Source organism: Marinomonas sp. IMCC 4694 (assembly GCF_008122525.1).
In the GTDB taxonomy this organism is placed as follows: domain Bacteria; phylum Pseudomonadota; class Gammaproteobacteria; order Pseudomonadales; family Marinomonadaceae; genus Marinomonas.
In genome coordinates, this window is the sequence record NZ_VSRV01000001.1 from 3179802 (window position 1) to 3200295 (window position 20494).

The 20494-nt window shown below is 48.6% G+C and carries 16 protein-coding genes; 8 read left to right on the forward strand and 8 right to left on the reverse strand.

The window, feature by feature from the left end:
* Positions 1 to 125: 125 nt before the first annotated feature.
* On the reverse strand, positions 126 to 1592 hold the full coding sequence (gene guaB, locus FXV75_RS14565; RefSeq protein WP_148834543.1) for an IMP dehydrogenase: 1467 nt from the start codon (positions 1590 to 1592) through the stop codon (positions 126 to 128).
* A gap of 93 nt (positions 1593 to 1685) precedes the next feature.
* Here guaB and xseA point away from each other — a divergent pair, with 93 nt between their 5' ends.
* Positions 1686 to 3035 (forward strand): exodeoxyribonuclease VII large subunit, encoded by a 1350-nt coding sequence (gene xseA, locus FXV75_RS14570; RefSeq protein WP_148834545.1) that lies wholly within the window; start codon positions 1686 to 1688, stop codon positions 3033 to 3035.
* 5 nt (positions 3036 to 3040) lie between these two features.
* On the opposite strand, the gene FXV75_RS14575 is transcribed toward xseA, so the two are convergent.
* From FXV75_RS14575 to FXV75_RS14585, 3 genes are all read right to left on the reverse strand, one after another.
* Entirely contained in the window at positions 3041 to 3790 is a 750-nt protein-coding gene (locus FXV75_RS14575) for a DUF3726 domain-containing protein (protein ID WP_148834547.1), read from the reverse strand.
* Between the two features lie 10 nt (positions 3791 to 3800).
* Positions 3801 to 5510, reverse strand: coding sequence for a hypothetical protein (locus FXV75_RS14580; protein ID WP_148835452.1), 1710 nt, complete (start codon positions 5508 to 5510; stop codon positions 3801 to 3803).
* A gap of 215 nt (positions 5511 to 5725) precedes the next feature.
* Positions 5726 to 6628, reverse strand: coding sequence for a LysR family transcriptional regulator (locus FXV75_RS14585; protein ID WP_148834549.1), 903 nt, complete (start codon positions 6626 to 6628; stop codon positions 5726 to 5728).
* Between the two features lie 94 nt (positions 6629 to 6722).
* Between FXV75_RS14585 and FXV75_RS14590 the strand changes: the two genes are divergently transcribed.
* From FXV75_RS14590 to FXV75_RS14605, 4 genes are all read left to right on the forward strand, one after another.
* A complete protein-coding gene (locus FXV75_RS14590) occupies positions 6723 to 8168 on the forward strand; it encodes an aldehyde dehydrogenase family protein (protein ID WP_148834551.1) in 1446 nt (481 codons plus the stop codon).
* A gap of 13 nt (positions 8169 to 8181) precedes the next feature.
* Positions 8182 to 9201: a dipeptidase gene (locus FXV75_RS14595; RefSeq protein ID WP_148834553.1), complete on the forward strand. Its 1020-nt coding sequence runs from the start codon at positions 8182 to 8184 to the stop codon at positions 9199 to 9201.
* Positions 9202 to 9251: 50 nt separating this feature from the next.
* Entirely contained in the window at positions 9252 to 10817 is a 1566-nt protein-coding gene (locus tag FXV75_RS14600; RefSeq protein ID WP_148834555.1) for a BCCT family transporter, read from the forward strand.
* Between the two features lie 75 nt (positions 10818 to 10892).
* Positions 10893 to 11273, forward strand: coding sequence for a RidA family protein (locus FXV75_RS14605; RefSeq protein WP_148834557.1), 381 nt, complete (start codon positions 10893 to 10895; stop codon positions 11271 to 11273).
* A gap of 12 nt (positions 11274 to 11285) precedes the next feature.
* Here the strand turns inward: FXV75_RS14605 and FXV75_RS14610 are convergent, their stop codons facing one another.
* Positions 11286 to 12647, reverse strand: coding sequence for a sigma-54-dependent transcriptional regulator (locus FXV75_RS14610; protein WP_148834559.1), 1362 nt, complete (start codon positions 12645 to 12647; stop codon positions 11286 to 11288).
* Positions 12634 to 14550, reverse strand: coding sequence for a sensor histidine kinase (locus FXV75_RS14615; protein ID WP_262368569.1), 1917 nt, complete (start codon positions 14548 to 14550; stop codon positions 12634 to 12636). Before FXV75_RS14615 ends, FXV75_RS14610 begins: the two co-directional genes overlap by 14 nt.
* Before the next feature lie 351 nt (positions 14551 to 14901).
* On the opposite strand from FXV75_RS14615, the gene FXV75_RS14620 reads away from it, so the two are divergent.
* From FXV75_RS14620 to FXV75_RS16375, 3 genes are read left to right on the forward strand one after another with little or no spacing between them, the layout of a single operon-like run.
* Positions 14902 to 16326, forward strand: coding sequence for a cytochrome ubiquinol oxidase subunit I (locus FXV75_RS14620; RefSeq protein ID WP_148834561.1), 1425 nt, complete (start codon positions 14902 to 14904; stop codon positions 16324 to 16326).
* Positions 16326 to 17336, forward strand: a complete 1011-nt coding sequence (cydB, locus tag FXV75_RS14625; protein ID WP_148834563.1) for a cytochrome d ubiquinol oxidase subunit II — start codon at positions 16326 to 16328, stop codon at positions 17334 to 17336. Before FXV75_RS14620 ends, cydB begins: the two co-directional genes overlap by 1 nt.
* Positions 17336 to 17488 carry a hypothetical protein gene (locus FXV75_RS16375; protein WP_187424901.1) on the forward strand — a complete coding sequence of 51 codons (153 nt, stop codon included), beginning with the start codon at positions 17336 to 17338 and terminating at the stop codon, positions 17486 to 17488. Before cydB ends, FXV75_RS16375 begins: the two co-directional genes overlap by 1 nt.
* A gap of 94 nt (positions 17489 to 17582) precedes the next feature.
* Here FXV75_RS16375 and FXV75_RS14630 read toward each other — a convergent pair whose 3' ends face one another.
* Both FXV75_RS14630 and FXV75_RS14635 read right to left on the reverse strand, forming a co-directional pair.
* Positions 17583 to 19523, reverse strand: a complete 1941-nt coding sequence (locus tag FXV75_RS14630) for a TRAP transporter permease (protein ID WP_148834565.1) — start codon at positions 19521 to 19523, stop codon at positions 17583 to 17585.
* A 10-nt stretch (positions 19524 to 19533) separates the two neighbouring features.
* Positions 19534 to 20472, reverse strand: coding sequence for a TAXI family TRAP transporter solute-binding subunit (locus FXV75_RS14635; RefSeq protein ID WP_148834567.1), 939 nt, complete (start codon positions 20470 to 20472; stop codon positions 19534 to 19536).
* Positions 20473 to 20494: the final 22 nt, after the last annotated feature.

The window sequence follows — 20494 nt, forward strand, 5'->3', positions numbered from 1 at the left end:
GCCATTCCTTTCACTCCACTCAACAGCATCGAGCGTGTTGGTAGAAGTCATCAATAAATAGTAAAAGCAATAAATAAAGATGGGGCGTGTTGTACGCCCCATCTCAGTATCAGATTATCTCGCGATTAACCAACGTGATAATTCGGCGCTTCTTTCGTAATGGTCACATCATGAACATGACTTTCTCGAATACCCGCACCGGTAATTTTAGAAAACTGCGCTTGCGTGCGCATTGTCTCAACATCTGGCGAGCCCGTGTAGCCCATTGAAGAGCGAACACCGCCCATCAACTGATGCACCACAGCGGCCATCGGGCCTTTTGATGGCACTCGACCTTCAATCCCTTCTGGAACCAACTTTTCAACGCTGCTTGAATCTTGAAAGTAACGATCACTGGAACCCTGAGATTGAGACATAGCGCCTAACGACCCCATGCCGCGATACGCTTTGAACGAGCGACCTTGGAAAAGTACTACTTCGCCCGGTGCCTCGTCGGTACCGGCAAGAATGCCACCCACCATGATCACGCTCGCACCGGCCGCAATCGCTTTGCTGATATCACCTGAAAAGCGTACACCGCCATCGGCGATAACAGGAATGCCACGCGGACTCATTACTTCAGCCACATTGGCTATGGCACTGATTTGCGGAACACCCACACCCGTTACAATACGAGTCGTACAGATAGAGCCCGGGCCAATGCCCACTTTCACGCCATCTGCGCCCGCATCCGCAAGCGCAATGGCCGCTTCGGCTGTCGCAATATTGCCGCCAATAACTTGAATATGAGGGAAGTGCTCTTTAACCCAACGTACGCGATCAATCACGCCTTTTGAATGACCGTGAGCGGTGTCCACAACAATGATGTCAACACCCGCATCAGATAAGGCTTTCACTCGGTCGCCCGTATCGGCGCCGGTACCCACGGCCGCGCCAACACGCAAACGACCTTGATCGTCTTTGCAGGCATTTGGGTAAGTGGTTGCTTTATTGAAATCTGTCACGGTAACCATGCCACGCAGCTCAAACTGATCATTTACGATCAACACTTTTTCAATGCGATTTTCGTGAAGTAGTTTGCGAATAGAACCAGAAGATGCCCCTTCCAGTGCCGTCACAAGACGTTCTTTTGGGGTCATAATGTCAGCGACTTTTTTGTCAAAGTCCTTTACAAAACGAACATCACGACTGGTCACAATACCCACAAGATCCGTGCCCTGAACAACCGGCACACTGGAAATACTGTTCGCCGCTGTCAAGGCCATCAATTGATGGATAGTGGCTTCAGGGTTAATCGTCACCAAATCACGAACAATGCCGCTTTCGTACTTTTTCACACGACGCACTTCATGCGCTTGCTCTTCAATGGTCAAGTTTTTGTGCACAATGCCTATGCCGCCTTCTTGAGCCAACGCAATCGCCATGCGATATTCCGTAACGGTATCCATCGCTGATGATGTAAGTGGGATATTTAATTCAATGTCTTTGGTAATGTTCGTTTTGAGGCTAACATCCTTAGGAAGAACTTCGGAATAGCCGGGGATAAGCAATACGTCGTCAAACGTCAAAGCTTCTTGCACGATTCGTAACATAATGGGGAGTTTCCAATGCCAACAAGGGTGTTAAGATGGCAAGTAATTCTACGCCTTTAGTTGCACTCGGTAAATCAAAACCACGAGAGATTGATGAAAAACTTTACAGCGCCGCCAACCCAAGAAACCGCCTTCACCGTCTCGCAGTTAAACAGGCAAATACAACAACTACTTGAAGCCAGCTTGCCATGGATTTTGGTTGAAGGCGAAATATCTAACTTGGCTAAGCCAAGCTCAGGTCATTGGTATTTTTCCCTTAAAGACGACAAAGCTCAAATTCGCTGCGCTATGTTTAAAAGCAAAAACACAGCGGTACGTTTTCGTCCCAAAGAAGGTGACATGGTGCGTTTGCGTGCTCGGGTCACTTTTTACGGCCCAAGAGGCGATTGCCAACTCAGCGTTGAAAGCATGGAATCTGCCGGTGAAGGTGCGTTGCAACAAGCCTTTGAGCGGCTCAAAAACACACTCCAGTCCGAAGGTTTGTTCGACGCCAAACACAAAAAAAACCTGCCCGCCCAGCCTGAACGTATCGCCATCATCACCTCGCCCATTGGTGCGGCTGTGCGCGATATGATCATTGCTTTTCGCCGTCGTTTCCCTTTGACTGAACTGACGATTTTACCGTCACTGGTGCAGGGCAAAGATGCCGCCAAGAATATTCTAAGACAATTACAACGCGCCGATGGCAGTGGACACTTTGATGCCATTATTCTCGGTCGTGGTGGTGGTTCACTGGAAGACTTATGGAGCTTCAACGACGAGGCATTGGCACGGGCTATTTTTGCTGCCAACACGCCGATTGTCTCCGCCGTCGGCCATGAAACCGACTTTACCATTTCTGACTTTGTCGCTGATGTCCGCGCCGCCACACCCACCGCTGCGGCGGAACTATTAAGCCCAGATCGCCACCAGCTGATTCGACAAATAAACCAGCAAGAGCAACAACTGATTCGCCGTATGTCGCGCATTCTGGAGCAAAGCCAGCAACAGCTCGATTTCTCCACCAAGCGTATCCGTCACCCGAAAGACCGCATCGAACAACAGCAAGCGCAACTAGACCAACTAACACGCCGCTTACAACACAGCATGCAAAGAAAAGCCTCAGAACACCAAACCCAAACCGCCAATTTGGCCCATAGACTGGAGCGAAACAGCCCAATTCGCCGTATCGATCAAGACAGGCAAAAGCTGCTCGACACGGACAAGCGCCTTGCCCGAGCGCTAAGCAACGCCTTAGCAAACAAACAAACCGCTTTTGCCCGCATCGTCGACACACTCAACCTCGTCAGCCCACTCAACACCTTATCCCGCGGCTACGCCATCGCCTCAAAAGACAAACAAGTGATTCGATCTATGAATGATTTAAAGCAAGGCGACGCCATCAAGGTTAGAGTACAAGACGGAGAAATAGACTGCACAGTTTCGACAACGCGCGCACTGTGATTGAATTATCGCCCTCCAGCGCCCTGTTGAGAACTAATACTGTTTTCGACTAAAATCCGCGCACCGATCTGGTTGATTGCCGACCAAAGTTCGTCGCTGATATCAAGACCAAAATCCACACTCTGGGTTTTGTTTTCTTCCACTTGTAGGGCGCTGATGTGACTCGCTTTTCGGTTGCCGTAGGAGTTCTGCAACGATGATGTTAAGTCCACACGCGAGCTACAAATAATCGTCAACGAGTGTTGATCTTCTTCGCTGGCCTGCAAATTAGTCAGGGCTTCACTGTAGCTTGGATAACGCGCCCTCGCCTTAATGGCCGCGGTGTATTCTGTCACATTCGAAGCGCCATTTTTCCAATACGCTACCACGCTAATGCCACGGCGCCCACAGTCGGTCAGGGCTTTTAGAATAAACTTCCTGTTATGGCAATTGTGAACCGTCACCGTCGCGATACCCGACTCTAATGCCTTGGCGTGAGCCAGATCGACCGACGCCGCAATACAGTTTAAAGCGCTACGGCCGTGACTATTGATAATCGCCGATGTGCTGTCCTCGTACATCACTGTACTCAAGGGCTTGTCACTGTCTGCATCAATAAAGGGCAGAGCGTGCTCTAACTCTCTTAGGCCATCTAAGCCGTGTTTTTCAAGCCAAATTATCATGTTGGCTGCATCTTCATAGTTGCCAACAAAATAGCCCATCGCTTCAAAACAGCGTCGTAACGTGGCTTTTAACTCATTCATAGAAACATGCATTGTTACTCTCCTACTGCTTTGGTGCGAGTGGCATAAACCAGTCGTCGTTGAATGTTCGGCCGATGTCTTCTAACAAGGGCGCACCCTGAAACATGGTATTTCGCACCCAGAGCTTAGACCGAGGATCAAACTTACTCACGCCAAAAAAGGCGAGTTTGGCTCTCAACAAGTGCATGGGCAGCACATCACGCTCCAATAAATTGGCCTGAATGTCCCCATACACACAGCGATTCATACTTTGAATACGGCGTACAATGCCTCTTAATTTGGGGTTGGCCACCATGAATCGAGCCGTCGTGTGCTGCGGGTACGTATCAGCGTATTCGCAGAGTTGGTCGTAACATTTACGCACAGCGTAGCCAACGCCAAGCGCCATTTGTTTTTCTTTACCTTGTTCGTGTTGAGTGTTGCCTAGTCTTGGCTCCATCTTGTCTTCAGAGCGATACCAGAAAATTTCTTTCGCGCCGGATTCAGAAAAGTCGATATTTAACGCCCAGTCGTAACGCTGCTCAATCACGCTTTTGAGCTGCTCAACTGGCATTAAAGGGTCTAAATCTAAAAATTCTTCTTGGCTATAATAATCTTCTAAATCGTCTACCAACTCGGCATACAGCTCCAGCAAAATAGACACCAGCAGCTCTTGGCCTTGCAACGAACAATGTGCGTCGGACCATTCTAATAACCCGTGCCAGCTACCCACACCTTGTGATGTTTGGTGCTGCATCGCAATAAGGTCTTCAACGACTCGTCTGTTATTTTGCGTTTGCCACTCATCTTCTGTGCGAGTTTCTTGTGTATGTTGCTGGGCACGAATCAATAGCTCCTGAAAATGCTGCTCTGTGCGTTGATCAATATTTCCCAACACACGAATGCGCGCCAGCCCAAGCTCTCTCATTGCAATCCATTGATTGATCAGCAAAGGGTGATTAATCAGATACGGTGCCATGCCCAAGCCAGTAGAATTACCAATGCCAAAATAGCGCTTAATATCGTGCTGCATCGGTACAAAGGTGTCCGGTGACTGATGCTTCGCGATATGCTCGGCTTGAAAGAGGCTGAAATTTCTCAGCATAAAACAAGAAAACATTTCAGCTGAAAAAGGTCGGGCAAAATCAGGCCAGCGTGTTTTTACCTTCTCCCAGTCGGCCATGCCCAACTTACCACTGCCATACACAGCGGTGGTTCGATAAAGGTACCCAACGTCTGCAATCTTCTTCACATCCGGCTGTAAACCCGACGCTAATTGCGCCACCACATAATCAAAATTACGCGCACTGCGGTTGGCACGAGACAAAACAAACACGCGTGCATCCACTCGCCCCGCTTCTTGCTTAGGGACATTTTGGCGTAGTTGCTCAAGATAAGCGTCATCAACACGGCCCTCAACCAATGCCATGGTTAAATCCCATTGAGTAGCAATAACGCGATCGTTACGGTCTGCGGCGTTTAAGTAATTGGAAAAAACCACAAAACTAAACAAACCGTGCGGTGCATTGACTTCATACACGACCACCCCATAGCCTTTGATGTCTACATCCAGCCTCGCAATGTGAATTTGCCAACGCTCTCGCATGACCCGGCGCACTAAAATCCGCATAAAACTCAAACGACTTTGATGCATTGCCCCAAGACGCTCAAGGTTCATTACCTTATGAGCCGGCCGTAAAGGCAAAGCATTACTACCGCGAAGAGCGGCTTGAATCGCAGCTGGCGTTGTCATCATTTTTTCCTCTGATGGTCATACTCATCATTTATTGTTGTTATCGCATCACGAGCACGACAAGAGACCACTTGCTCTCATAATATACACATCGATGCCCACAAACAGGGCATCATAGTGTGTTAATCGATGGGGACCAATCAAATCAAAAGGGTCTATCAATTGATAAGATATTCTTATTATGAAGGGCTAAAACACGATTATTACTTGATTTTTTAGACCTGTGAAGACTCCGTCTTTTTCAAAATAAAATCCAATAATGCTTGAGAAGGCGGTGTCAGAGATTTGTTTTTTAATAAGACAATGCCAATGCGCCTTACCACATGAGGGTCGACCAACGGAATAAAGCTCAATTTTGTGCTTTCTTGTGGAAAGGCATACCAAGGTAAGGTCGTTACGCCAAACCCTGCTTCTAACATCGCAATCAAGGAGATCATGTTAGAAACGTAAAATTGCGATAAACCGAGTAGTGGGCTCGCTTCGCTGTCTTCTAATAATCTTGACGTACCGTTACTGATTAACCGATGGGGCTTAAGCGCCGTCCAATGCAAGGTTTTTTGTTGCGCTAACGGATGGCCTTTTGGGCACACGACACCAATCTGATCCTGCCAAATGGGAATGAATTTTTTGTCTGGGTGCTCCTCTTCATGAAACAAATGTGCAATACCAAAATCCACCTTCTGCGTTTCCACCATTTTTAGTACCGCCGCCGAATTATCATCATAAAAACTGATATGAAGATCGGGCGCCGCCGCAACAAATTCTTGTAACAATATCGGCAATACTCGACTGGCAATGGACGGTACCGAAGCCAGACGTAAATGCCCCGATTTATTATCTGCCAGCAGAGTCATGTCTTCAGCAATGCGATCATGATGCGCAATCAGCTCTTTTGCCTTGGGTAAAAAGTACAGACCGAATGGCGTGAGCTCTGCTTTAGCGGTTTTTGCGTTGCGCTTTTCGAACAGCACTTCCCCCAACTTGCTTTCAAGATCTCGGATCGATAATGAAATAGCAGGCTGAGTCCGATGCGCTTTTTCAGCCGCTGCATGAAACCCTTTTAACTCTGCAACCCAAACAAAATGGCGCAATTGAGCAATTTTTAATTCTGGTAACATAATAAGTATTCCTTATCACAGCATATTATTTATTAATTTTTATTATTACATCATAGCCTCTATTATGGCTCTAACCTAATTATTGGAGGTCACTATGTCTCAAACAATTTTTCTTAATTACATTGCAGGCGAATGGGTAAAAGGCAACAAAGATAACATCGCTAATATCAGCCCTGCTGACAGTAAAGACATCATTGGTCACTACGCACAAGCAGACAAAACACAAACAGAAGAAGCGATTAGGGCCGCTGCTGTCGGCCAATTAACATGGCAAACAAGTGGATTAGAGCAGCGCTATTCTGTGCTTATGGCGATTGGCGATGAGTTAATCGCACGCAAGGACGAGCTTGGTGAATTGCTCGCCCGTGAAGAAGGCAAAACATTGGCCGAAGGCGTAGGCGAAACCTACCGCTCTGGGCAATTTTTCCATTACTACGCCGCCGAAGTATTACGCCAAATGGGCGAAACGGCCGATTCAGTCCGCCCCGGTGTAGAAATCGAGACCCGCAGAGAGCCCGTAGGTGTTGTCGGCATTATTACCCCATGGAACTTTCCTACAGCAACCGGCGCTTGGAAAATTGCCCCAGCGCTGGCCTTTGGAAACGCGGTCGTGTGGAAACCCGCTAACCAAGTCCCGGCCTCCGCCTGGGCTCTGACTGAAATTATTTCTCGCCAAAATTTGCCCGCAGGCACGTTTAACCTCGTGATGGGGCCAGGTGCTGACGTCGGTAATGTGATGATCCACTCACGCTACATCAATGCACTCACTTTTACCGGCTCATTGGAAACAGGTCGGAAAGTCGCCGCCGCCACCGCGGTTAATCTGGTTAAATGCCAACTGGAAATGGGCAGTAAAAACGCCTTAGTGGTGTTGGATGATGCCGACCTAGAGAACGCAGTGGAATGCGCTGTAGGCGGGGCTTTTGGAGGAACAGGGCAAAAGTGCACCGCGTCCTCACGTTTGATTGTGACCGAGGGCATTCATGATCGCTTCGTAGCGGCCATGATAGAACGCATGAAAAAGCTCGTCGTTGGACACCCTTTAAAAGCAGGCGTGCACATTGGTGCCGTCGCCGACGCTCGCCAAATGGAACAGAACTTACAGTATTTGGAAATGGCGAAAAAAGAAGGTGGCACATTAGCCTACGGCGGCAACGTCTTAACAGAAGAAACCGATGGTTACTTTATGCAGCCGGCCTTGTTCACAAACACCACCAACCAAATGACGATCAACCGCGAAGAAGCCTTTGCGCCGATTGCCTGCATTATTAAAGTAAAAGATTATCAAGAAGCATTAGATACGCTAAATGATACGAATTTTGGCTTAACTGGCGGCATTTGTACCACGTCATTGCGCTACGCGACCGACTTTAAACGCCAAGCAAAAACGGGCTGTGTCATGATCAACTTACCGACCGCAGGAACCGATTATCACGTGCCATTTGGAGGGCGAAAAGACTCTAGCTTTGGGCCTCGTGAGCAAGGGACCTACGCGAAAGAATTTTATACCGTGGTAAAAACGACGTATATGCGCGCTTAAAAGGGGGCAGGTTATGAATCTCTCATTTCATAAAGACTTAATCGTTATCGACGGTCTTCAGTATTCCAATTGGAACCGCGCCATCTTCAAGCAGTTGCATGAAGGGGGTGTCACCATGGTGCACGCGACCATTGTTTACCATGAAAAAACGCAAGAAACCTTAAAACGCATTGCACAGTGGAACCGCCTGTTTGAGACCAATGGCGACCTGATCATGCCAATTCGTAGCACAGCAGATATTCGTCTTGCCAAACAACTGGGCAAGGTCGGCATTATGTTTGGCGCGCAAAATTGCTCTCCAATCGAAGACGACATTGGCATGATTGAAGTCATGCGCGAACTCAACATGATGATCATGCAGCTTACTTACAACAACCAAAGTTTATTGGCGTGTGGTTGCTATGAAGCCGAGGACAGCGGTGTGACACGCTTCGGCAAACAGGCAATACAGGAAATGAACCGTGTCGGTATGGTCATAGACATGAGCCACAGTGGAGAACGCAGCACGCTAGATGCGATTGAAATATCACAACGCCCGATTGTGATTTCGCACGCAAACCCATTGAGTTTTCACCAGGCTAAACGCAATAAATCAGACCAAGTGCTCAAAGCATTAGGAGAATCTGGTGGTTTACTGGGCTTCAGTTTATACCCTTTTCACTTGAAAAATGGCCCCGATTGCCCCTTAGACGATTTTTGCGACATGGTGGCGCGAACCGCAGACTTGATGGGCATCGACCATATCGGTATCGGCACAGACTTGTGTCAGGAACAACCAACGTCCGTATTGGAATGGATGCGTAATGGCAACTGGTCCAAAGAAATAGACTACGGTGAAGGATCAAAAGCAAACGCCGACTGGCCAACGCCATTAAGCTGGTTCCGTGACAGCCGAGATTTTCCAAATATTACCAATGGATTACTTAAGCGTGGCTTTAAGGAAGACGATATCGCCAAGATAATGGGGCTAAATTGGCTTCACTTTCTTGACGACGCACTGCAACCATTACCCAACTCCAGCGCCCGCCTTTAAGGCTGGCGCTCCCTGATTCCAATAAAGATAAGATCCATCAGGAGACACACATGACTACCAAGAAAAACCCGACTTCGCCCCAGAGCGAAGCCAATACACTCAACCAAAAAGGCTGGCTGTCCGGTGTGGATATGCCCGTATTCCTCATCAGCGGCGGGGTTGTTGTGCTGTTTTGTATTCTTGCCTTATACGACATCGATAGGGTGTCGGCTTGGGTAAACAGCGCTTTTTTAATGTCCACCAAATACTTTGGTGCTTATTGGCAAATTCTTTTGTTGCTTACTTTTGTAATTGGTTTGTTCTTATGCATCGGTCGAACAGGGTCCGTTGTTTTAGGAGGACTAAAAGCCCCAGAAATTTCCACATTTCAGTGGATCTCTATCATTATGTGTACCCTACTCGCTGGCGGCGGCGTTTTTTGGGCGGCCGCTGAACCCATGGCGCACTTTACGTCACCGCCACCCTTATTTGGGGGTGAAGCAAACACCATAGACGCCGCGTATAACGCGCTCGCCCAAAGCTTTATGCACTGGGGGTTTTTAGCATGGGCCATTCTTGGCAGCTTAACCGGCATTGTTTACATGTATTTGCATTACGAAAAAGGCCTACCTTTAAAACCTCGCACCCTGCTGTACCCCGTGTTTGGCGACCGAGTGATGACCGGTGCATTTGGTGCCATTGTGGATGCTTGCTGTGTCCTCGCGGTTGTCGCTGGTACCGTTGGCCCCATTGGTTTTTTGGGTTTACAAGTCAGCTTCGGGTTAGAAAAACTGTTTGGTATTCCTAACACCTACACAACTCAGCTGGTGATCTTATTGCTGTTAATTGGCGTGTATACGGTATCAGCGGTATCAGGCGTGGCGAAGGGCATTCAACTCTTGAGCCGAGCCAATGTCATTTTAGCTGTGGCCTTAATGCTATTTATTCTGTTGTTTGGCCCGACGAGCTTTATCATTGATGGGTACATTCAGGGCTTTGGTCTGTACTTACATAACTTCATCCCCATGGCGACCTTCCGAGGCGATCCAGGTTGGTTGAACTGGTGGACGGTGTTTTTCTGGGGCTGGTTTTTAGGTTATGGTCCCTTGATGGCGATGTTTGTCGCGCGTATTTCTCGCGGTCGTACCATTCGTCAAATGATTTTATTGATCTCTGTGGTGGCGCCTATTATTACCTGCTTCTGGTTCACGATTGTGGGCGGTAGCGGATTGTCGTTTGAGCTCGACAATCCAGGGGTTATTTCGGAACCTTTCACCGGGTTTAATTTACCGGCGGCCCTCATGGCCATCACCGAACAATTGCCCATGGGCTTTGTGATTTCCTTGTTGTTTTTGATATTGACCACCATTTTTGTGGCCACCACAGGGGATTCAATGACTTATGCCGTGTCCATGGTAATGACGGGGACCGATCATCCTAAAAGCTCGATTCGTATTTTTTGGGGCATTATCATGGGCGCCATGGCGGCCATTTTAATCTCTATCGGATCCGGTGGCATTTCGGCTTTGCAGTCTTTTATCGTTGTCACTGCTGTGCCTGTGTCCTTAGTGCTTTTACCCTCATTGTGGACGGCACCCAAAATCGCACGACAAATGGCCGACGAACAAGGCTTGTAATACCTCTCTTTGTCCAGAGCGGCATAAAATCGCTCTTTTTTACTCCCATACTATAAATAATACCAAGGTCTCACTATGACAAAACACGCCGTAAAAACCGAACTATTCGCCTCTAAAGCGCCGCTTGAATGGGCCATCATTGCCAATGGGCAATTGTCCACTGCGCAAATTCCTATTGATAAAGAGGGCAAGGTCGTCGAAGGCGGTATAGAAGCCCAAGCCCGCCAAACCATGGAGAACTTTAAACACACCATAGAAGCGGCGAACTTAACCATGGATGATGTAACCCAAGTGCTGATTTACGTCACTGACCGCGATCAGTTGCCGGTTTTCAACAAGGTTTATGCGCAATACTTCCATGCCCCTTACCCTAATCGTGCCGCCATGGTCGTCGCTGGCTTAGCGCGCGAAGAAATGCTGTGTGAAGTCGTCGCCTACGCAGCGGTACCGCAATAACCAACACAATGCTCACACCCCATACCGTTCAATTTTTTTAATCAATCCTTGTCGCGATATCCCAAGCTGTTTAGCCGCTTGGGTGCGGTTTCCTTGGTGCTTTTCCAAAGCCTGAGTAATGAGGCGCACTTCAAGATCTCGAACTTGTTCGTCTAGTGTGGCGTCGCTGATGGGTAGGTTGACGGGTACGGCTGTGCTTTGCCCTTTCGGGTACAACAGCTGAATGTCGTCTAGGCTGATGAGGCCTTGAGGGCAAATAGAGGCCACGCTTTCTAAGGTGTTTTTCAATTCTCGTACATTGCCAGGCCAGGTTTGATGTCGAAACCACTGCATGGCATCGGGGCTGAGTTGCAATGATGTATTTTGCTGTTGTTGCAAGCGCAATAAAAAAGCGTGCAACAACACGGAGACATCTTCTAATCGCTCTGATAACGCCTGTGTTTCAATATTAACGCCCTTGATACGATAATATAAATCTTCTCGGAAACGACCCTCCCGAACATGTTCTAGTAAATCCGCATTGGTCGCCGATACGACTCGAATGTCGATGTGTTTCTGCTCCCGCCCACCAACAGGAAAAAACGTGCCTTCTTGCAATACACGCAATAGTTTTACTTGCATCGCTAAGGGCATTTCGCCAATTTCATCCAGAAATAAGGTGCCGCCGTCGGCCAAACTGAGCAGACCCACTTTGTCTTTTTCTGCTCCGGTAAACGCCCCTTTTACATAGCCAAATAACTCACTTTCTAGCAACTCAGCGGGGATAGCGCCACAGTGCACGGAAATAAAAGGCTGGCTGGCTCGCTGGCTAAGATCGTGCAACGACCGTGAAATCACCTCTTTGCCTGTTCCTGATGGACCCGTGACTAAAACCCGTACGTCGGTGGGAGCAATGCGCTCCACCAAGGCTCGAACTTTTTGCGCACTGGGCGAATGCCCCATGTACGCTGCCGCGCTGTCGGGTTGGTACGCCGTGTGTTTAAGCTGGTTCAACTCGCGCTCAAGGGTCGTTTTAGTGATCGCACGACGCACGACTACGGCCAACATATCAGGGTCAATAGGCTTAGCAATAAAGTCCCACGCCCCCAGCTCAATGGCCTTCAATGCCAAATCGCGATCCGCATGACCTGTGATAATAATAACCGGACGACCGTCGAACTCCGGCAAGGCATCCAACGTCACTTGTGGGTCAAAATGCGGCGGCATCGACAAATCCAGCAACACCAAATCCGCATCAAAACTGGCCATTGACTCGCGTGCTTGCTCTAAGCTTCCCGCTGTTTGAACATGGTAATCTTGCTTCGCTAGCCAGCGGCTTGCCAACTCCCTAAAAGCCGGTTCGTCGTCTACTAAGAGTATTTTATGTTGTGTCATGAGAAGGTTTTCCTAAGCGAGAAGGCGTGGAATAACGCGGTAACGTTAACTCAAATGTGACCGGCCAAATGGCATCGGCGCGGTGCTGAATGTGACCGCCGTGCGCATCAACAATACGACGCACGATCGCCAAGCCTAAGCCGCTACCGCCTGCACGCTTCGTCACAAAAGGCTGAAACAACACCTCGCCTTGCAGACTTTCGTCTATCGCGGGGCCATTATTATGAACTCGAATCACCACATGTTGCGCCTGCACATCGGCGTCGATACAGAGTTTGCCGTTGGGCGTGCTGCGCAAAAACGATAAGGCATTGTCGATGAGATTAATAAACACCTGCTGAAGGCGCTGCGGATCGGCTTCAAGCTCTATTTGGTCGTCTATATTGAGCTCACAGATCACCCCGTTTAATGGCGATTGCGCCACAATGCTCGCGACCAGCGCTCTTAATGGCGTCGCGACGATTTGCAATGACAAGCCTCCGGAATACACCAACATGTCGCTCACTAAACGATCCGCGCGTTTGAGCTGAGTTTGAATGTGCTGACGTGTCTCAGCAGGTGCCTCGTACGCCGCCATCGCAATGATATTTAATGGATTGCGCAGTTCATGCGCCATGGCCGCCGACAAACTGCCTAGCTCAACCAGATGCTTCTCATCGAGACGTTTTCGCTCGGTTGCCGCCAGCGCCAGAGAGCGCTCTAATAAGCCACAACTGGTGGTAAATAACGACGCAAACACATCTGCCGTTAGGCGCATACCTGGGCTGGCATCGCTCCAGCCCAGCAACGAAAAATGCCAGCCAGACGACGCGCGTGATACTTGAATCGACAAGATATTGTTACTCGTTTCCGACTCCCGTGGCTTACTCTCTCGTAACTGTATAGCCACACTGTGCCTAATTTGTGCTGAGAGTAACCGTTCACCAACGGCAATGAGCTGATCCCAATCTTGCGCGTCTTTGAGCTCTGTTGACCACGTTTCTAATACCGCTTCATTCAACAAGGCTCCGGGATAAATAAGACGAGACACCACACGACTCAAAGGCTGATACACCAGCGCCGCCACGACCAAAATAAGCAGCGAATACAACCATAATTGCCAGCTTGGCACATTTGATAGGGCCTGCAAACCAATCCGCCCAGATACCACACTGATAACGGCAATCACACATAAGATCACCAGCATCATGGCAAACCAAAGCAACGCACGATTAGCAAAGGCGTTTACCGACAGAATCTGATAACGCACCACCGCATATACCAGCAGCAATAAATAGCTTGGCAGCAACAACATAGGATAAGGAAACCAGCTGATACCAAAGGAAGGAAACACAAAACTGGTGGCCAACAACAACCCCCACGCGCCCACACCAAACATCGCTAAAATAGACCGTTTTTTATTGCCTGAATGACGATACCAGCCCAACAACAAAACACCATGAGCAAGAATGCCAATCAAAACGGTGTAAGCCAGATTCCACAGGCCCACGTCGGTAAAGGTAAAAAAAGATCGGATGTCCAATGTACTGATCGTATCGCCCGCATTGAGCCACCAGCTTTGCAACACAACCACAAAACTGATGACATAACACCAAGGCATAGCTTGAGACAAACGATCCAATGCACGCTGTTTTACCTGGCCCGAATTCACGAACAAGATCGCAAAATGCAAAAAAAAGGTCGGCATCAAGGGATTGGCGAGAATGATATAAATACCGAGAAGCTCATACCCTTGCACTAAAACAACGTGCCCAAAACACCAAATGGCCATCATGATGGCAAATCCCGCCAGTGCTTGAAGATCACGTTGTTTACGCGCACGCCACAGCAACCAAACCGCGACCAACAGACCACACACACTGGACACCAGCATGGCGACTTCAAACATCAATGAAAGCGTCAAATCGTCAACCTCGTTTACACCTAGACAGTGAAAAATCGTAAACTTATTTTACACCTCAAGCAATGAAATAAATTTCCCTTTATAAAACAGTCACATAAAAATTATTAATAGTTGGCCTGTGCATTGCTTATATTAATCATTGCTGATCTATATCAATATTATATAAACTAACGGGGCAACCATCATGAATACTGGCTTTTTACTGACCGACATCATTGCACTTTTTAGCATGGCAGGACTGGCTCTGTTGCCATTAGCACTGCAACAATTGCGATCGATAAAGACAAATAACCCTTAACACACGCCTTATGTTTTTTCATTTTTACGCTTAGCTTGAAGGTATAAACCAAAATGGATCTCGACGTCGCCATATTATCCCGCATACAGTTCGCCTTTACGGTGAGCTTTCATATCATTTTCCCCAGTATCACCATTGGCTTGGCGACGCTGATCGCCATCTGGGAAGGCATGTGGTTAAAAACCCACAACCCGTATTATCTACAACTCGCCAAGTTCTGGATCAAACCCTTTGCCATTACTTTTGGTATGGGCGTGGTGTCTGGCATCGTGTTGTCCTATGAGTTTGGCACCAACTTTTCCAAGTTCTCTGAGATGACCGGTGCCGTACTCGGGCCATTAATGGCGTACGAAGTACTCACGGCATTCTTTATGGAGGCTGGCTTCCTTGGCGTTATGCTCTTCGGTTGGCAGCGTGTTGGCCGCAAACTGCACTACTTCGCCACACTCACCGTGATGGTAGGTACTTGGGTTTCTTCGTTTTGGATCATTGTGGCCAACTCTTGGATGCAAACACCGGCGGGGCATAAGATCGTCGATGGCAAATTTGAAGTGGAAAGCTGGATGGAAGTCATCTTCAACCCATCTATGCCTTACCGCTTAACGCACATGGTCATGGCGTCTTTGATCACGGCGACGTTCGTTGTCGCGGGCATCAGTGCCTATTATCTTCTTAAAAAACAGCACATTCCTTTTGCCAAAAAAGGCTTATCCATGTGTATGTGGTTCGCCTTGGTGTTAACACCATTACAAGCCTATGTGGGCGACTTGCATGGTTTAAACGTTCAAGAGCATCAGCCAACTAAACTGGCTGCGATGGAAGGTATTTGGCCAGAGAAAGAAGCGAACGTCCCCCTTCTTCTGTTCGCTATGCCAAATATGGAAACCGAATCTAACGATTATGAAGTGGGCATTCCTAACCTAGGCAGCTTGATTTTAACGCATTCTTGGGATGGAGAAGTGCAAGGTCTGAAAGCCGTACCGCCTGAAGATCGTCCAAATGTGCCGCTGGTTTTCTGGTCTTTCCGTGTCATGGTTGGCATTGGTTTTGGCATGATCGGCATCGCGTTTCTTGCACTGCTATTACGTCGCAATGGCCGTTTGTACGAGAACAAAGCCTTTCTCACTGTGGTAACTTTATTCACCCCGACAGGCGTGATCGCGGTATTGGCAGGCTGGTACGTTGTCGAAATTGGTCGTCAGCCTTGGATCGTTTACAACTTGGTAAGAACGTCTGAAATCGTCTCGCCACTGCCAGCCGAGCGGGTGTTATTTACCTTGATAATGTTCGTGATTATTTACACATCATTGCTTGGGGTTTACTTGTATTTTATGCGCAAATTGATCAAAAAGGGACCGCCATCAATGCAAGCATTAGAGCAGCAGCTCATCGGCATGAAAGCACCGGGATACGCATTGGCTTGGGTCAAATCGATCCAAAACAAAGACACTCAACCTAAAGCACAAGGAGAGAAATAATGGATTTAGCGCTGTTTTACTTTCTTGTTTTGGGCTTTGCCATCTTTATGTATGTCTTACTGGATGGCTTCGATTTAGGCATCGGCATACTTTACCCTTGGTTTAACCAAGAGGGCGAGCGTGATCACTTAATGCGCTCTATTTCCCACGTGTGGGATGGCAATGAAACTTGGCTAGTGTTTGGTGGTGTCGTGTTATTTGCGGCCTTCCCAGCCGCCTACGCTGACATCGCGTCTATGTTTTATTTGCCGATCATGTTGATGCTATTTGCATTGATCTTTCGTGGGGTGGCGTTTGAGTATCGCTTTAAATCGGATACATCTCGACCTTACTGGGACTTTGCTTTTAGCGCGGGCTCGTCTATCGCCGCGTTTTGCCAAGGCATGTTGCTTGGCTCTATCGTACAAGGGGTTCCTGCTGGTACAGACAGCATTTTGACATTGCATTGGCTCACGCCGTTTTCGGTGTTAACTGGCTTTGCCGTTATGGCGGGTTACGCGTTATTGGCCGCTTGTTACTTGTTCATGAAAAGCCGTGGCCGCATTCAACAACACGCGGCGGTACTGGGTAAACGCCTATTGTTGCTCACCGTATTTGCCATGGTCGTGGTGAGCGTATGGACGGTCATCAACCAAGTGGAAATCCGTGATCGCTGGTTCTCTGATTACAATTTCTTGTGGTTATCGCCCTTACCGATTGTCACGTTAATCGTCGCGGCATTGGCGTGGAAAGACCTGAACGGCCATTCTCTGCACGATAGCCATCATGAAAGCCGTCCGTTTTGGTATGCAGCCACCTTGTTTTTACTGGGATTTGCCGGTCTCGTTGTAGGGTTATTCCCTTACTTAATCCCACGACAGCTTACCTTTATGGAAGCTGCATCACCCGACAGCAGCTTGCTGTTCTTACTGCCCGGCGTCTGTATTTTTGTGCCTTTAATTCTCGCTTATACATTATGGGGTTATCGCGTATTTGCCGGTAAAGTGGAAGATTATCAGGAGGGTTACTAATGTCTTTTACATCAACACAGATCAAGAACCTAAAAGAGAAAACGGCTAAACTCAAAGCGTGGCAATGGTTTTTACTGCTCTACGGTGTCGGCTTCGTCACCTTAGTCAGCGCCTCTTATGGCATAAAACTGTTGATGACCGGTTTACCTTAGCCATTGCTATTAATGTAAGAAAGCCCCACTCTTCGGTCTGGAAGAGCGAGGCTTTTTTGATATTAACCAATCAGAAGTAGTAAAACGCAATGGCTTACGCTTTGACCCTGTTAAACGTATCGGCTTTCGTGCCCATGATCGCTTTAACGAACAACACAGCAAACACCACCACACCCAATACACGCGCACTGACAACAAACAATGACGTGTCCGTTGCGGCCGCTGGCCAAGCAATCAATATCGCGGCCACCACGTACAACAAACGCGTTGCCCAAGGCAAATTTTCACGTAGCCAGCCAGAAAAACCAATACTCATCGACGCGGTTGCTAGGGTCGCAAAGCAAATTGCCGCCACCACACTGGTCGTGGTGCCGATCAACAACACCCCTGGCATAGTGACAAACAAAAACGGCACCAAGAGCTTCACAAAACCCAAACGCATCGATTCAACGGCCGTTTCATTTGCGTCAGCGCCCGATATGGTGGCGGCAGCATAAGCAGCCAGCGCTACCGGTGGCGTAATCGCAGACACCAAACCGAAATAGAAAATAAACATGTGAGCCGACAAGGTTTCCATGCCCAATTGCGTCATCGCTGGGGCAACGAGGACAGCCAGCAGCAAATACGCCGCCGAGGTCGGCAGCCCCATTCCCAACACAAAAGACGCCAACGCAGTCAGCAACAAAACCGCCCACAAATTGCCATCGCCCAATTCAATGATCAAGCCAGACAACATCAACCCCATACCGGTTAAATTCAAAATACCGATGATCACACCAGCCGCACCTACTGCTGCCACAATGGGCAAGGTCGAAGACAAAGTCTCTTTACAAGCTGATATCAAATCAAACACATTTATACGCGTTTCTTTTTTCCACGGACACACCAACAGACCCGCAAGAATTCCCATTACCGCGGCTTGTGTCGGTGACTTTCCTGAGATCATTAAACCAATCAACACCACCAATGGCAGCAAAAGGTAACTCTTAGTACGCAACGTTCTCACTAAAAGCTGCAAACCCGCCTCGGTGTCTCTCGCTAAGTTAAGACGACCCGCTTCAAGCCGCACAGAAATCATCAACGCAAAGATATACAAGAGCGCCGGAACCAAGGCCGCTAACGCCACTTCCGCATACGGAATGCCGATCATTTCCGCCATCAAAAACGCCGCGGCGCCCATGACTGGTGGCATAATCTGGCCTGCCGAAGAAGCTGCAGCCTCTATGGCTCCCGCCAATTTAGCGCTGTAGCCCACACGCTTCATGAGCGGAATCGTAAAGGTTCCGGTCGTCACCACATTAGCAACAGCACTGCCATTCAACGATCCCAACAAGGCGCTCGACAAGGCCGCCGACAAACCGGGACCGCCTTGAACACGTCCAGTTAAGCCTCGGGCAATGTCCACGAACACTTCGCCTGTACCAATCTTGGTTAAGATGGCGCCAAACAGACCGAACAAGAAAATATACTCAACCGCCACCCCCATGGGAACGCCATAAACCCCTTCGGTTGACAGCATCAACGTCGACGTTAAGCGGCTCAAATCGTAGCCGCCGTGGCCGTATTTTCCTGGTATCAAATAGCCAAAATAGGCATACAAGAAGGCCAGCGCCATCAAGGTGATCAGCGCCCAACCCACCGCCATACGAACGAAGACAAACACCACCGCGATGAGGGCAATAAAGATCCACTTATCCTGCCCAATCGACATGGCACCACGCATGACAATATCAAGGTAGTAATGCCATAAGTACGGTCCAGGTACCAACGCCGCAAGAGCAAACAGGTAAAACACCGCGCGCCCCGCCACACTTTTGTATCGTAAGGCATAAAACAACATGGCCGCCGCTGCAACTAATGAGAAAAATGAGGACCTCAATAGCAACGCCGTAATGCCACCGTAATATGCACCGTACAACACAAAGCCAGCAACTGTCGCAGCAATCACACTAAACAGAATGGAAACCAAGGCCAATTCTTTGCCACCTGCAAACGTCGATTCCAGACGCAAACTTTGTAGGTTTGTCTTCAACATGATGACGCTCCTACTGACCGCTTACTTCATCAAAGTATTTCTTCGCACCCGGATGCAAAGTCACTGGCGTTCGTTTCGCCGTATCGAGAGAAATCGCTTTGGCTTGTGGGTGAATTTGTCCCAGCTCATCGAGGTGAGAAAAGATGGTTTTAGTGATGGTATACACCTTACTTTGGTCTTCTTTGCCACTGGTAAACAAAATTGCAGGGTCATTGATCATCACCACTTGCTTTGTCTGATCTGGATAAGTCCCAGCCGGCAATGAGTACGCTTGGTAGAAAGGGTATTTCTGAATCAGGCTATCAAGCTTATTCACATCCGCAGATAACAACTTCATGTCGGTTTGAGAATCAAGATCGATCAAAGACGAGGTTGGTGCACCAGCCAACACCACCGTGGCTTCTACTTGGCCATTCACCAAAGCTTTCACCCCTTCGTTATAGGAAAGAAATCGCGGTGTAATGTCATCAAACACACCGTACTCTTGCAATAAGCGCGTCGCCAATACCGCCGCGTTACTGCCCGGAGGCCCCATGCTCACTCGTTTGCCTTTCAGTGCTTCAAAAGAATCCACACCCGTTCCCGCCATCGTTGCCACCTGCAAAACAGCAGGGTACAAATAGGCGATACCCGCGACATCCAATGGGCCGCTGACTTTGAATGGACCTTGGCCATTTTTTGCTTCAAACAAGGTTGAAGAAGAGGACAAACCTAGCGTCATTTGACCCGCCGCTACGCGGTGGTTATTTTCCACCGACGCGCCTGTTACTTCGGCACGCGCCGTTGTGTTATCCATGTGTTTATTGAGGGTTTCAGAAATGCCCGCACCGATGACATAGAACAAACCGCCCGTTCCGCCAGTGCCAATAGATACACGTTCAGCCGCTTGCACAGGGCTGTTTACCAGAGTCGCGCACAATGCGCTCGCGATCAGTATTTTTTTAAACATGGTTTTCTCCAAATTATTTTTG

Coding starts and splice junctions, on each gene's coding strand:
- FXV75_RS14620 (WP_148834561.1), top strand. CDS start 14,902: ATGGATCTCGACGTCGCCATATTATCCCGCATACAGTTCGCCTTTACG.
- FXV75_RS14600 (WP_148834555.1), top strand. CDS start 9,252: ATGACTACCAAGAAAAACCCGACTTCGCCCCAGAGCGAAGCCAATACA.
- FXV75_RS14580 (WP_148835452.1), bottom strand. CDS start 5,510: ATGACAACGCCAGCTGCGATTCAAGCCGCTCTTCGCGGTAGTAATGCT.
- FXV75_RS16375 (WP_187424901.1), top strand. CDS start 17,336: ATGTCTTTTACATCAACACAGATCAAGAACCTAAAAGAGAAAACGGCT.
- FXV75_RS14585 (WP_148834549.1), bottom strand. CDS start 6,628: ATGTTACCAGAATTAAAAATTGCTCAATTGCGCCATTTTGTTTGGGTT.
- FXV75_RS14595 (WP_148834553.1), top strand. CDS start 8,182: ATGAATCTCTCATTTCATAAAGACTTAATCGTTATCGACGGTCTTCAG.
- FXV75_RS14605 (WP_148834557.1), top strand. CDS start 10,893: ATGACAAAACACGCCGTAAAAACCGAACTATTCGCCTCTAAAGCGCCG.
- FXV75_RS14635 (WP_148834567.1), bottom strand. CDS start 20,472: ATGTTTAAAAAAATACTGATCGCGAGCGCATTGTGCGCGACTCTGGTA.
- FXV75_RS14610 (WP_148834559.1), bottom strand. CDS start 12,647: ATGACACAACATAAAATACTCTTAGTAGACGACGAACCGGCTTTTAGG.
- xseA (WP_148834545.1), top strand. CDS start 1,686: ATGAAAAACTTTACAGCGCCGCCAACCCAAGAAACCGCCTTCACCGTC.
- cydB (WP_148834563.1), top strand. CDS start 16,326: ATGGATTTAGCGCTGTTTTACTTTCTTGTTTTGGGCTTTGCCATCTTT.
- guaB (WP_148834543.1), bottom strand. CDS start 1,592: ATGTTACGAATCGTGCAAGAAGCTTTGACGTTTGACGACGTATTGCTT.
- FXV75_RS14590 (WP_148834551.1), top strand. CDS start 6,723: ATGTCTCAAACAATTTTTCTTAATTACATTGCAGGCGAATGGGTAAAA.
- FXV75_RS14630 (WP_148834565.1), bottom strand. CDS start 19,523: ATGTTGAAGACAAACCTACAAAGTTTGCGTCTGGAATCGACGTTTGCA.
- FXV75_RS14575 (WP_148834547.1), bottom strand. CDS start 3,790: ATGCATGTTTCTATGAATGAGTTAAAAGCCACGTTACGACGCTGTTTT.